The 12,817-nt window shown below is 55.7% G+C and carries 13 protein-coding genes; 3 read left to right on the top strand and 10 right to left on the bottom strand.

Annotation, left to right across the window (positions count from 1 at the left end; translation table 11 throughout):
• Window positions 1-116 precede the first annotated feature (116 nt).
• The 8 genes from QSK07_RS09220 to QSK07_RS09185 all read right to left on the bottom strand — a co-directional run bounded on the left by QSK07_RS09220 (window position 117) and on the right by QSK07_RS09185 (window position 5,217).
• Window positions 117-401, bottom strand: a complete 285-nt coding sequence (locus QSK07_RS09220) for a YqjK-like family protein (RefSeq protein ID WP_013359134.1) — start codon at window positions 399-401, stop codon at window positions 117-119.
• The gene (locus QSK07_RS09215) at window positions 401-796 is read right to left on the bottom strand and encodes a phage holin family protein (RefSeq protein WP_098052312.1); all 396 of its coding nucleotides are present in this window, start codon (window positions 794-796) and stop codon (window positions 401-403) included. Before QSK07_RS09215 ends, QSK07_RS09220 begins: the two co-directional genes overlap by 1 nt.
• Before the next feature lie 2 nt (window positions 797-798).
• Entirely contained in the window at window positions 799-1,104 is a 306-nt protein-coding gene (locus QSK07_RS09210) for an ElaB/YgaM/YqjD family protein (protein WP_033733985.1), read from the bottom strand.
• Window positions 1,105-1,139: 35 nt separating this feature from the next.
• Entirely contained in the window at window positions 1,140-1,514 is a 375-nt protein-coding gene (locus tag QSK07_RS09205) for a DUF1090 domain-containing protein (protein WP_285721436.1), read from the bottom strand.
• A 190-nt stretch (window positions 1,515-1,704) separates the two neighbouring features.
• Window positions 1,705-2,052, bottom strand: a complete 348-nt coding sequence (gene mzrA / locus QSK07_RS09200) for an EnvZ/OmpR regulon moderator MzrA (RefSeq protein ID WP_013359131.1) — start codon at window positions 2,050-2,052, stop codon at window positions 1,705-1,707.
• Complete coding sequence (locus QSK07_RS09195) at window positions 2,052-2,726, bottom strand: DedA family protein (RefSeq protein ID WP_285721435.1); 675 nt, start codon at window positions 2,724-2,726, stop codon at window positions 2,052-2,054. Before QSK07_RS09195 ends, mzrA begins: the two co-directional genes overlap by 1 nt.
• Before the next feature lie 323 nt (window positions 2,727-3,049).
• Window positions 3,050-3,826 (bottom strand): transcriptional regulator ExuR, encoded by a 777-nt coding sequence (gene exuR, locus QSK07_RS09190; RefSeq protein ID WP_013359130.1) that lies wholly within the window; start codon window positions 3,824-3,826, stop codon window positions 3,050-3,052.
• Between the two features lie 86 nt (window positions 3,827-3,912).
• Complete coding sequence (locus QSK07_RS09185; RefSeq protein WP_098052314.1) at window positions 3,913-5,217, bottom strand: MFS transporter; 1,305 nt, start codon at window positions 5,215-5,217, stop codon at window positions 3,913-3,915.
• A 400-nt stretch (window positions 5,218-5,617) separates the two neighbouring features.
• Here QSK07_RS09185 and uxaC point away from each other — a divergent pair, with 400 nt between their 5' ends.
• The 3 genes from uxaC to QSK07_RS09170 are packed head-to-tail and all read left to right on the top strand — an operon-like array spanning window position 5,618 to window position 9,979.
• Window positions 5,618-7,033: a glucuronate isomerase gene (gene uxaC / locus QSK07_RS09180; protein ID WP_285721434.1), complete on the top strand. Its 1,416-nt coding sequence runs from the start codon at window positions 5,618-5,620 to the stop codon at window positions 7,031-7,033.
• A gap of 2 nt (window positions 7,034-7,035) precedes the next feature.
• Window positions 7,036-8,484, top strand: a complete 1,449-nt coding sequence (locus QSK07_RS09175) for a tagaturonate reductase (protein ID WP_275221646.1) — start codon at window positions 7,036-7,038, stop codon at window positions 8,482-8,484.
• 4 nt (window positions 8,485-8,488) lie between these two features.
• Window positions 8,489-9,979, top strand: coding sequence for a UxaA family hydrolase (locus QSK07_RS09170; protein WP_098052316.1), 1,491 nt, complete (start codon window positions 8,489-8,491; stop codon window positions 9,977-9,979).
• Between the two features lie 175 nt (window positions 9,980-10,154).
• Here the strand turns inward: QSK07_RS09170 and sstT are convergent, their stop codons facing one another.
• Window positions 10,155-11,387: a serine/threonine transporter SstT gene (gene sstT / locus QSK07_RS09165; RefSeq protein ID WP_285721433.1), complete on the bottom strand. Its 1,233-nt coding sequence runs from the start codon at window positions 11,385-11,387 to the stop codon at window positions 10,155-10,157.
• 235 nt (window positions 11,388-11,622) lie between these two features.
• Complete coding sequence (locus tag QSK07_RS09160) at window positions 11,623-12,591, bottom strand: TerC family protein (protein WP_285721432.1); 969 nt, start codon at window positions 12,589-12,591, stop codon at window positions 11,623-11,625.
• Window positions 12,592-12,817: the final 226 nt, after the last annotated feature.

Below are 12,817 nucleotides of genomic sequence, written 5' to 3'. Positions count from 1 at the left end.
GATAGCTGGAGATGATAATCGCGGCGTGGAAAGGTTGTAAGCGATATATACTGTCAGTGTTCTTCAGAAATTCTGAAGAAGAAAAGCCGGCCTTTCAGGACCGGCTTTAAGCAGGATTAACGTGGGGGCATAGCAGACTTGATCATACGCCAGGTGCTCCATGCACCAAATCCCCGCTTCGCCCAGCGCAACAGTTTGCTCGGACTGCGAATGGAGTAAACGGCCAGCGCGCTGCTGCCAATGGCCAGGTAGCGACGTAAGCTGAGGAAAGTAAACCAGCCGCGATCGTAGTGGGCGGTGCCTTCCAGCCAGTCACGCCGCGCAGCGCTCAAATCCAGCCGCTGCTGCTGCACATGCTTAAGCAGTTCATGGATGCGTTCTTCACGCTCGCGGCGGCTCATCAGCGCTGGTCCTCAAGCAAATTACGGTCTGTTTCCAGCTCTTTGCGCGTGTGGCGCAACAGCGTGGATTGACGTGATTTGTGAAGCGTCCAGAGCCCGAAAATAACCGCCAGCAAAAACAGCGTACCAGTCGTGATGCCAATCGCCATCAGACGATATTGTGCATCGACTGCCCAGATGATCAGGACCATCAGGCTCATCAGACCAAACGCAGTGAACAACATTGTCAGGCCAATCATCAACAGCATCTGTATCAGATTCGCTTTCTCATGCTCCAGTTCCACCACTGCCAGACGAACGCGTGTCTCAACCATGCCAACCAGTGTGGTAACGATACGCTGGCCGATGTTAATGACCCCTTTAGCCGGGCCGTGGTTCTGCTGTGAGTTGGTCATAATTAGCGTCGCGAAATGAGCATGCCGAGTGCGACGCCAATCGCTGCACCGATACCCACACCATGCCATGGATTCTCGCGCACATAGCCTTCGGCTTTCTGCGCCGCTTCGCGGGTAGTCGCTGCGATACGCTCGCCTGATTCGCCCAGGCGTTCACGTGAGCTATCCAGCGCATCACGCGCTTTACTGCGAAGTTTATCCAGCTCGCCTTTGGATTTTTCGGTGCTGCTGCTCAGCACTTCTTCCAGGGTATCGGCAAGGTTTTTCAGTTCAGCACGCAAATGTTCTGATGATGTGTCTTTAGACATAAAATACTCCTTTAACATCAGTTGGTTAATTCCGATTAATAGGGCTCCGCCTGTAACTTTTTCAGCTCCCGGCGCGCTTCATCCAGTTTTTGTTGTCGCCTGGCAATCTTTTCTCTGTCACGGCCCTCTGCACGCTCTTCCCTGAGTGCGTGCTCACGCTCAGCCACTTTCTGCTTCTGAGCATTAATTCTTTCAAGATGGGCGGCTTCCAGCTTTTTATCGCTGCAATCAGCCCGGACTTCGGTCAGCGCACGCTCCAGACCGTTAACCCGGCGCTGATTGTTATGCTTCTGCGCCATTCCAATTTCACGCTGAATATCCTGTTCTTTCTGCTCACAAAGCGATTCTGCCGCGAGTAAAGAGCCCGACAGCGAAAGCAACGCGACGCCCAGTAATACTTGATATTTCATTGGTCCTGAACCTTCCTTTGCGACCTGATTCGTCATCACACGCATAATATTATTTCTGCGGGTACGGAGAATCGACTCTTCGTTAAGCATAGACAGCGATAGTAAAAAGTTCAAAGAAGACCGGGAGATAGAGAGCCTTTCAAACCGCCGCAGTTGGCCGCGGCGGCCTGAAAGCAAAGAGAAGGTCAGATTACGCCAGAGAGAGGTGCTGAGCGTGATCGTGCTGGGCGACGATAAAGCCCTGCGGCAGAAGGCGGCGCAATACTTTCTGTGCGGCCAGACTCTGCTCTTCGCTGTCAAAATGAATGATCAGTGCGTCACCCGCAGGCGTAATGCTTTTGATACGAATACCCTGCGCGCTTAATTGCTGATAGAGATAAAAGCCATCAGGCAACGTTGCGCCAGCATGAGAAACCCGAATCTGCACCACTGTCTCGTGCTGCATCAGAGGAGGAACCACACAAAGCGCGGTCAGCGCAAGCGCGCCAGCAATCAACCACGGTATCCACCGTTTAGGAATAGCCTGCAGCAATTTCATTACTCGGCTTTCCCGTTCTGATTCGCCTGACGCTTACGCCATAGCACGACCAGCGATCCCACCAGGCCAAAGACCAGCAGCGCCAGTGGCAGCATCATCAGGAAGAACATCATCTCATCTTCATAACGACGGAAAATCGGGGTTTTACCCAGCGCAAAGCCGATAACGGTCAGAATGACCACCCAGAGGAAAGCACTCACCCAGTTGAAGAACTGAAAGCGGGCATTGCTAAGGCCTGATAACCCGGCAATTGTCGGCAGCAGCGTTCGCACAAAGGCGATAAAGCGGCCAATCAACAGGGCAGATAAGCCGTGACTGTGGAACAGACTGTGCGCGCGCAGATGATACTGGGCGGGAAGATGAGAAAGCCATTTCTGTACCGTAGGCGTATTGCCCAGCCAGCGACCCTGAATGTAGCTCACCCAGCAGCCGAGGCTGGCCCCGGTGGTTAAAACCAGAATCGTTAACGGGAAACTCATGGTGCCTTTGGCAATCAGAACGCCGACCAGAATCAGCAGACTGTCACCCGGCAGAAATGCGGCAGGAAGCAGGCCATTTTCTAAAAACAAAATCATGAACAGCACGCCGTAAATGGCCCATACCAGCGTGGGGTCGGAAAGGGTTTCATAGTCCTGTTGCCACAGGGCATGCAGCAACGCTTGCAAAATATCCATCAATCATTCCTGAACATCATTGTTAAACATGTCCCACAGGGACTCAAACGCAGACTGGCATTTCGTTATAAATTTTAGGATCGCAGCCTGGGCGGGGTTTTCCGGATCCATCCAGAATTGATTGTTAAATCAGCGACTTTATAAAACCCTGTCGCAAAGGGTAATAAAAGGGCGATAACTGTAACAAAAATCGCCTGCCTGAGACAGGAAAACTCTCTGGCGAACAGGAGTTTTACCTTGTGAAACGGCGTGTAAAAAGGAGCTTTACATGACCTGACACTATTGCAGATTAACTGACCATCTCAGGGTGTTTTCAGGCAAGTCTAGCGGGCGTTATTAGACCCATCAGGCAGGATGACCGGATTTTCACCAAACATGTAACGATCCACGTTAAATTCAAAATCATCCGCCGTCGCGTTAAACAGCATCTGCTTAGTATTTTCCAGATGTTGCCACATCGCCAGTTTGCTGGCGGCGGGATCTTTTCGCATCAGGGCTTTAAGAATCTGATCGTGGTCGTCGCACCAGCTGAGAATGCTGCGCTGGTCGATGTGTTCGTGAAGTTTAAGCCAGTAGGGATTGTGCAGACGATGCAACCACATTTTTTCAACGATGGCGGCTAAGGCACTGTTCTGGGTGGACTGCGCAATTCGCACATGAAACTGCATGTCCCACTCGGAGTCGCGGAAGTGATCCTCCTGGCGGGCTTTTTCCTGGATCGCCATCAGATCGATAATGTCCTGACGCGTCACCTGGGTGGCAGCGAATTCCGCCACGTTACTCTCAATCAGCTGGCGCGCCTGCAGTAATTCAAACGGGCCAAAAGTCGCAAACTCCAGCTGGCTGCTGGTGGCGGCGATGCGGTTCTGCTGCTGGCTGGCAATGACGTGAATGCCTGATCCTTTACGGACCTCAACATAGCCTTCCACTTCCAGCATGATGATCGCTTCGCGGACGACGGTGCGGCTCACTTCCATCTCTTCGGCAATCAGGCGCTCAGCAGGCAGTTTGTCACCCACCGGATAGATTCCGGTTTCAATGCGACTTTTCAGCTCGCTGGCCAGCTGTTGGTAGAGTCGACGGGATTCAGTGATGTCCATAGCACAATCCTGGTAGCAGTCAGATAAGTTGTTATACCACTTCAGGGCGTGCGAGGAAATGGGCTGGCGCAAGCCAGCCTGGCAGATTAACTGCGCACAACGCTGGCCTGCGGAATGGCCGCTTCAGTATTCAGCTCTGAAATCGGTTTATTTTTCAGGACCGTCCAGATAACAACGGCACCCAGCAGATCAAACACCGCCAGTGCGGCAAATAGCGGGCTGAAGCCCAGCGTATCGGCCAGGGCGCCGACAACCAGCGCAAACAGGGTGCTGGCGGTCCAGGCGGCCATGCCGGTTAAGCCATTCGCTGTCGCAACTTCGTTGCGGCCAAAAACGTCTGACGACAGGGTGATCAGCGCGCCAGAGAGGGCCTGATGCGCAAAGCCACCGACGCACAGCAGACCAATGGCGACGTAAGGACTGGTGAACAGCCCGATGGTGCCCGGCGCTATCATTAACACCGCCCCCATTGTTACCACCAGCTTACGGGAAACGATCAGGTTAACGCCGAACCAGCGCTGAAACAGCGGCGGCAGATAGCCACCCAGAATGCAGCCGAAATCTGCAAACAGCATCGGCATCCAGGCGAACATCGCAATCTCTTTCAGATTGAAGCCGTAAACCTTAAACATGAACAGCGGAATCCAGGCGTTGAAGGTTCCCCACGCCGGTTCTGCCAGAAAACGCGGCAGCGCAATGCCCCAGAACTGGCGGTTGCGGATGATCTCCAGCGCTGACATTTTACGGGTGTTGCCGGTCTGATGCTGTGCTTCCTGACCGGAGATAATATAGTTGCGCTCTTCATCGCTCAGCTTCTTCTGCTGTTTCGGGTGCTTGTAAAACACCAGCCAGCAGAGCGCCCAGGCCATGCTCAGCACGCCGGTAATGATAAAGGCCATCTGCCAGCTGTGCACCATGATCGCCCAGACCACCAGCGGCGGCGCGAGCATCGCGCCGATAGACGAGCCGACGTTAAAATAGCCTACGGCAACCGAGCGCTCTTTGGCCGGGAACCATTCGCTGCTCGCCTTCAGGCCGGCCGGGATCATCGCCGCTTCTGCGGCGCCCACTGCACCACGGGCCAGCGCAAAGCCGCCCCAGCTACCCGCCATCGCCGTGGCGGCGCAGAATATTGCCCACAGTATGGCAAACATGGCATAGCCGACTTTGGTGCCAAGCAGATCCAGCACATAACCTGCTACCGGCTGCATCAGCGTGTAGCAGGCTGAATAGGCTGCCACAATGTAGGAGTACTGTTGCGTGGTGATATGCAGCTCTGTCTGTAATGTTGGGGCGGCAACGGCAATGGTATTACGGGTCAGATACCCCAGTACCGTACCGAGCGTCACCAGTCCAATCATGTACCAGCGTAACCCTTTGATCTTACGCATCCTCTACCTCTTCCAGTTCTGTATGCGGTCTTGCCGCTGTTGTTATCTGGAGCGGGACAGCACGTGATGCAGCTCTGCTCACGCCCGCAGGTTCTGTGTGAGCAACCCTGTTATGACCTTGCCGTTATCTGAGTCACTAACGACCTCATGATGGAGCGAGAGCCTAACTTGTTATACAACTTTAAAAGTTGAGAGCCATCACAAAAACCCTTTCTGCACTGTGGGATACTGTAAACCTGCGTAATGACAGCCAGTTAGCGCGCTGCGGGCGACAGGAACGTCCATAACGGCAGTCAGGCACCGCCGTTTATGTGAGCAGGATCGCAAATAAATCCGTAACGGACTAAAATTGGTATGATAACTTTGGGCCATCAGTGGTTCAGTCGATGAGGAAGCTTGTATGTCACGTTTCATGACCGAGGATTTTTTACTGGATAGTGCATTCGCCCGTCGTCTCTATCACGATTACGCGAAGGATCAGCCGATTTTCGACTATCACTGCCACTTACCGCCGCAGCAGATTGCCGAAAATTATCGTTTCGCTAACCTTTATGACATCTGGCTGAAGGGCGATCACTACAAATGGCGGGCAATGCGCGCCAACGGTGTGGCTGAAGCGTTCTGTACCGGTAACGCCAGCGATCGTGAAAAATTTGATGCCTGGGCACGCACCGTGCCGCACACCATCGGCAACCCGCTTTATCACTGGACCCACCTGGAATTACGCCGGCCTTTCGGTATTACCGACACGCTGCTTTCTGAGAAAACCGCCGACAGCATCTGGCATCGCTGCAATGAACTGCTGGCGCAGGATAGCTTTACCACGCGCGGCATCATGCAGCAGATGAAGGTGAAGATGGTCGGCACCACCGACGATCCGCTGGATGACCTGCGCCATCATCGCGCACTGGCAGACGATGCCAGCTTCAGCGTCAAGGTGCTGCCGAGCTGGCGCCCGGATAAAGCCTTTAATATCGAAGCCGACACCTTCCTGCCGTGGATCGCGACGCTGGAGCAGATCACCGACATCAGCGTGCAGCGTTTTGACGATCTGCGCCGCGCACTGAATCAGCGGCTGGATCACTTTGCGGCTCACGGCTGTAAAGTCTCCGATCACGCGCTGGATGTGGTCTGTTATGCCGAGGCAGATGACGCCACGCTGGATGCAATCCTGGCGCGTCGTCGCAGCGGTGCCGCGACGAATCCGCAGGAAACGGCTCAGTTTAAAACGGCGGTACTGGTCTGGCTGGGCAGTGAATATGCCCGCCGTGGCTGGGTACAGCAGTACCACATTGGCGCACTGCGCAACACCAATCCGCGCCAGTATCAGCTGCTGGGGCCGGATGTGGGCTTCGATTCGATCAATGACCAGCCGCTGGCGGAACCACTGGCACGCCTGCTGGGTGCGCAGAATCTCAATAATGCGCTGCCGAAAACGATTCTTTACTGCCTGAATCCGCGCGACAACGAAGTGCTGGCCACCATGGCGGGCAATTTCCAGGGTGAAGGTCAGGCGGGCAAAATGCAGTTCGGTTCAGCCTGGTGGTTCAACGACCAGCTGGACGGAATGCAGCGTCAGATGACGCAGCTGGCGCAGATTGGCCTGCTGAGCCGCTTCGTCGGGATGCTAACCGACAGCCGCAGCTTCCTCTCCTACACCCGTCACGAATATTTCCGCCGCTTGCTGTGTCAGATGATTGGCCGCTGGGTAGAGCAGGGTGAAGCGCCAGCCGATGAAGCGCTATTGGGTCAGATGGTACAGAACATCTGCTTCAACAATGCCCGCGATTACTTCGGCATCGAGCTGGGAGCCTGATGATGAAAAGGCTAAACCGCCACGACTTTCCCGGTGCAGTCTATCGCGACCGGGTGATTCAGTTCGGCGAAGGCAACTTTCTGCGCGCCTTTATCGACTGGCAGATTGACTGGCTGAATGAACATCAGAGCACCGACGCCGGGATCGTGGTGGTGCGGCCGCGCAACCGTGAAGTCAGCGACAGCCTGAATCAGCAGGATGGTCTCTACACCACGCTGATCCGCGGACTGAACGATCAGGGCGAGCAGGTCAGCGAAACCCGGCTGATCCGCAGCCTCAACCGTGAAATCCAGCCCTGGCAACAGTTCGGCGAATTTATGGCGCTGGCCCGTAATCCCGATCTGCGCATGGTCTTCTCTAACACCACTGAGGCGGGCATCGCCTTTGTCGGCTCGGATCAGCTCACCGATCAGCCTGCCAGCAGTTTTCCTGGCAAACTGACGCAGCTGCTGTGGGCGCGCTATTCCCACTTCAGTGGTGCCAGCGATCGGGGCTGGCTGGTGGTGCCGTGCGAACTGATCGACCATAACGGCGACACGCTGCGCGAGCTGGTGCTGCGCTACGCCGATCACTGGCACCTGCCATCCGAATTTAAAACCTGGATTCATCAGTACTGTGCGTTCTACAACACGCTAGTGGACCGCATCGTTACCGGCTTCCCGGCGGAGAGCGAGCAGCTGCAACGTGAGCTGGATTATGAAGATCGCTATCTGGTGGCGGGCGAAGTCTACTACCAGTTTGTAATTCAGGGGCCGTCGGCGCTGTTCAGCGAACTGAAGCTGGCGGCGCTGTCGCCGCAGGTCCGACATGTGGATGACATTGCGCCCTATAAAGCGCAGAAAGTGGCGATCCTCAATGGCGCGCATACCGCGATGGTGCCGGTGGCGTTTCTGGCCGGTATTGAGAGTGTGGGTGAGGCGATGGCCGATCCGGCGATTGCCGGATTTGTGGACAACCTGCTGCGTCACGAAGTGATCCCGACGCTGGATCTGCCCGCAAACGAACTGCACGCCTTTGCCGATGCGGTTCAGCGGCGCTTCCGCAATCCGTTCATTCGCCACGCGCTGCTGTCGATTGCCCTGAATGGCATGACTAAGTTCCGCACCCGTCTCCTGACGCCACTGCTTGCCGCGCATCAGCAAACCGGCGAATGGCCGACACACATCACCTTTGCGCTGGCGGCGCTGATTGCTTTCTACCGCGGTAAGTCAGCCGGAAAAAACTGGCTATTACAGGATGAGCCGCAGTGGCTACAGCGCTTCGCCGATGCCTGGAAAGCGGTTGATGCGGACCAGATGTCGCCGCAACAGCTGGTGCACGCAGTGCTCAGCGATGCGCAACACTGGGGCGAAGATTTAACCCGTCAGCCCGGACTGGCTGCGGTTGTTACCCGACACCTGCAAAATATCATCGCTCACGGAATGCGTGAGGCGCTGAGCCAACTGAGATAACGCTATGCAAGATGCAATCAAAATTGATCCCCGCGACAACGTCGCCGTGGCGTTACGTGACCTGGATGCGGGCGCCACGATAGCGCTGCCGCCACTGAGCGTGGTGCTGCAACAGGCCGTGGGACGCGGGCATAAATTTGCCCTGCAGCCTATCGCGCAGGATGCGCTGGTGATCAAATATGGGCTGCCAATTGCCCATGCCACTCAGTCTGTGGCCGCCGGTGAGGTCATCCATTCGCAGAACGCCCGCACTAATCTCAGCGATCTGGATGAGTATGCGTATCAGCCCGATTTTGTGACGCTGCCACCGCAACCGGGTGACCGGGAAGTGCAGATCTACCGTCGCGCTAACGGCGAAGTCGGCATCCGCAATGAGCTGTGGATCCTGCCGACCGTTGGCTGCGTCAACGGGATTGCACGTCAGATCCTGCAGCGTTTCCTGAAAGAGACGCAGCAGGCAGAAGGCATTGATGGCGCATTCCTGTTCAGCCACACCTTCGGCTGCTCGCAGCTGGGGCAGGACCACGAAAACACCCGCACCATGCTGCAGAATATGGTGCGCCATCCCAACGCGGGTGCAGTGCTGGTGATTGGTCTTGGCTGTGAAAACAATCAGGTTGATGCCTTCCGTGACACGCTTGGCGCGTTTGAAAGCGACCGGGTCGAATTTATGGTCTGCCAGCAGCATGATGACGAGGTGGAAGCCGGGCTGGAGCGTCTGCATGCGTTGTATGAAAAAATGCGTCATGACCGGCGTGAAGTGGGTAAGCTCAGCGAGCTGAAGTTTGGTCTGGAGTGCGGCGGCTCAGATGGTTTTTCAGGTATCACTGCCAACCCGCTGCTGGGGCGTTTCTCAGACCAGATGATTGCCAATGGCGGCACCACTGTGCTGACGGAGGTACCGGAGATGTTTGGCGCAGAGCGGATTCTGATGAGCCGCTGCCGCGACGAAGCGACCTTCGGCAAAACGGTGGCGATGATCAACGACTTCAAACAGTACTTTATCGATCACCAGCAGCCGATCTACGAGAACCCGTCACCGGGCAACAAAGCGGGCGGCATCACCACGCTGGAAGAGAAGTCGCTGGGCTGTACCCAGAAAGCGGGGCAGAGCCAGGTGGTCGATGTGCTGAAGTATGGCGAGCGGTTAAAAACGCCGGGGCTGAATCTGCTGAGCGCACCGGGTAATGATGCGGTTGCTACCAGTGCGCTGGCCGGAGCCGGTTGCCACATGGTGCTGTTCAGTACCGGACGCGGCACGCCGTATGGGGGTTTTGTGCCAACGGTGAAGCTGGCGACCAACACGCCGCTGGCGGAGAAGAAGCCGCACTGGATCGACTTTAATGCCGGACGGTTGATCGAAGGGATGAGCATGGAGGCGATGCTGGAAGATTTTGTCGACAGTATTGTGGCGATTGCCAGCGGTCAGCAGACCAACAACGAGAAGAACGATTTCCGGGAGCTGGCGATTTTTAAAAGCGGTGTGACGCTCTGAAACTTGATCGTTCAGATAGCTCAAAAGCTCAGAGAGCGGGTGGCTTAGTCCGAAGAGCAAAGCGTCCCGCGCCAGGGAAGGCGCGGGCCGAGCGAGCAGGGATGCGTAAAGCGACTTTGCGATCGGACTAAGCCATCCGCGAAGCGCACAGGATTAACAGACGGTAATAACGATCTTATGCCCGGCTGGTTTCGCGCTTCGCTTCTGCCTGACAGACAGCGGCGGTAAACAGAATATCGGTTGAGGAGTTCAGCGCGGTTTCCGCTGAATCCTGCAGGACGCCGATAATAAAGCCCACGGCCACCACCTGCATCGCCAGATCATTCGGAATGCCGAACATATTGCAGGCTACCGGGATCAGCAGCAGCGAACCGCCCGCCACGCCCGATGCACCACAGGCACAGAGTGACGCCACCAGACTCAGCAGAATCGCGGTCGGCACATCGATGCTGATCCCCAGCGTATGCACCGCTGCCAGCGTCAGCACGGTAATGGTGATCGATGCACCCGCCATACTGATGGTCGCGCCCAGCGGAATCGACACCGAATAGGTATCCTCATCCAGATCCAGACGTTTCGCCAGCGCCATATTCACCGGAATATTGGCGGCAGAACTGCGGGTAAAGAAGGCGGTCACGCCGCTTTCACGCAGGCAGGTGAAGACCAGCGGATAGGGGTTACGACGGATTTTCCAGAACACCAGCAGCGGGTTTACCACCAGCGCCATCAACACCATGCAGCCCAGCAGCAGCGCCAGCAGATGGGCATATTGCCACAGCGCGCCAAAGCCGGTTGACGCCAGAATCGACGCCACCAGACCAAAAATACCGATTGGGGCGCAGCGGATGACACAGCGCACCAGCCAGGTTACCGCCTCAGAGGCATCGTTGAGAAAGGCGCGGGTGTTGTCACTGCTGTGACGGAACGCCAGCCCCAGGCCAATCGCCCACACCAGAATGCCGATGTAGTTAGCCTGCATCAGGGCGGTGATCGGATTCGACACCATGCTCATCAGCAGGCCACGTAACACTTCGGTGATGCCGGAAGGGGGAAAGATTTCCGTGCTGCCCACCGCCAGCGTCAGCGTCTGCGGGATCAGATGGCTGAAGACCACCGCGACGACCGCCGCGAAAAAGGTGCTCAGCAGATAGAGCATAATAATTGGCCGGATATTGGTTTTCTGGCCCTGCTGGTGGTTGGCAATCGAGGCGATAACCAGTACCAGAACCAGCAATGGTGCGACCGCTTTCAGCGCACTGACAAACAGTTCACCCAGCAGACCGACTGCCAGCGCGGTATCGTGTGAAATCCAGGCCAGCGCCACACCGGCGATCAGCCCAATCATGATTTGCTTCACCAGGCTTCCGGCGAGCAGCGAGCCCAGACGTGCGGAGAGAGTTTTCTGCATAATAGTTTCTATATTTTGTCGCGGATGTAGTTTCAGACGCGATGTTTTGCATCGGCTAAAACGATTTGCCCGGCGGAGTATAAGGAAATGACAGTCTGAGAAAAGAGAAAGTTCTGTTGCTGTGGCACAGGTCAGGTTTTTATTATGCTGGATAATGGAAGTGTGACAGAGAGATGAAAGGACGTGACAGGCTGCCACAAAATAAAACAGGGGCATCTGCTGCCCCTGCAGGTAATTATGGTGCGAGCTTTTTCTGGTCTCTTTTACGGTTAACCCAGGCGTTAATCAGCAGGGTAGACGCCAGAATGGCACCGACTACGCCCAGTGAGATCCCGACCGGAATGTGGTAGAGGTCGACAATCAGCATTTTGAAGCCGATGAACACCAGCACAATCGCCAGACCATACTTCAGCATTGAGAAGCGCTCTGCCACGTTCGCCAGCAGGAAGTACATGGCACGTAAACCCAGAATCGCGAACAGGTTTGAGGTCAGCACGATAAACGGGTCAGTCGTGACGGCGAAAATCGCCGGGATACTGTCGACGGCAAAGATCACGTCGCTGAGCTCCACCATGATCAGCACCAGCAGCAGCGGCGTCGCAAACAGCATGCCGTTTTTACGGGTGAAGAACTTCTCACCATCGAGGTCATCAGTCATGCGTAAATGCTTACGCAGCCAGCGTACTACCGGTTTGTCGCCAACCGCACCGTTATCCTCTTTCGCCAGCGCCATTTTCACGCCGGTAAACAGCAGGAAGGCACCGAACACATAGAGAATCCAGCTGAACTGCGTGACCAGCCAGCTACCAGCGAAGATCATGATGGTACGCAGTACAATAGCGCCTAATACGCCGTAGATCAGCACGCGTCGCTGCAGGTTGGCCGGAATAGAGAAGTAGCTGAACAGCATCAGCCAGACGAAGACGTTATCCACCGCCAGCGCTTTTTCCAGCACGTAGCCGGTCAGGAAGGCGAGCGTCTGCGTATTAGCCACTTCACGTCCCGCGCTGCCCTCCAGATACCACCAGAAGGCGGCGCTGAACAGTAGTGAGACCGAAACCCAGATTAGCGACCAGACAGCCGCCTGCTTGAAAGACATGGTCTGCGCGCCGCGGCGTCCCTGCAACAGCAGGTCGATAGCCAGCATGATCAGCACCACAACCGCAAAGCTGCCCCACAGTAAAGGCGTACCCACAGTTTGCATATTCGTATCCTGTCTTAAAAAATAAAAAAACGACTGAAGTCAGAAGACGTCAGCCGCTTATTTTTTTGTAAGCAAACCTCGCCTTCCGGCAAGGTCTCACTTACAACACAGAAATGGATTCCGGGTTGCCTGATGACCGGATGCTTGCGCAACGTAGTGACGATCAATCAGCTTACAAGTTACTCCCCTTTGCAGGAGAGTAAGTTACGGTTTAGCCGCACAGGAA

The sequence above is a fragment of the Pantoea sp. QMID4 genome, from assembly GCF_030270445.1.
Taxonomy (GTDB): domain Bacteria; phylum Pseudomonadota; class Gammaproteobacteria; order Enterobacterales; family Enterobacteriaceae; genus Pantoea; species Pantoea vagans.
The sequence above is the reverse complement of the archived record's forward strand: the minus strand, read 5'-3'. Positions and strand labels throughout refer to the sequence as shown.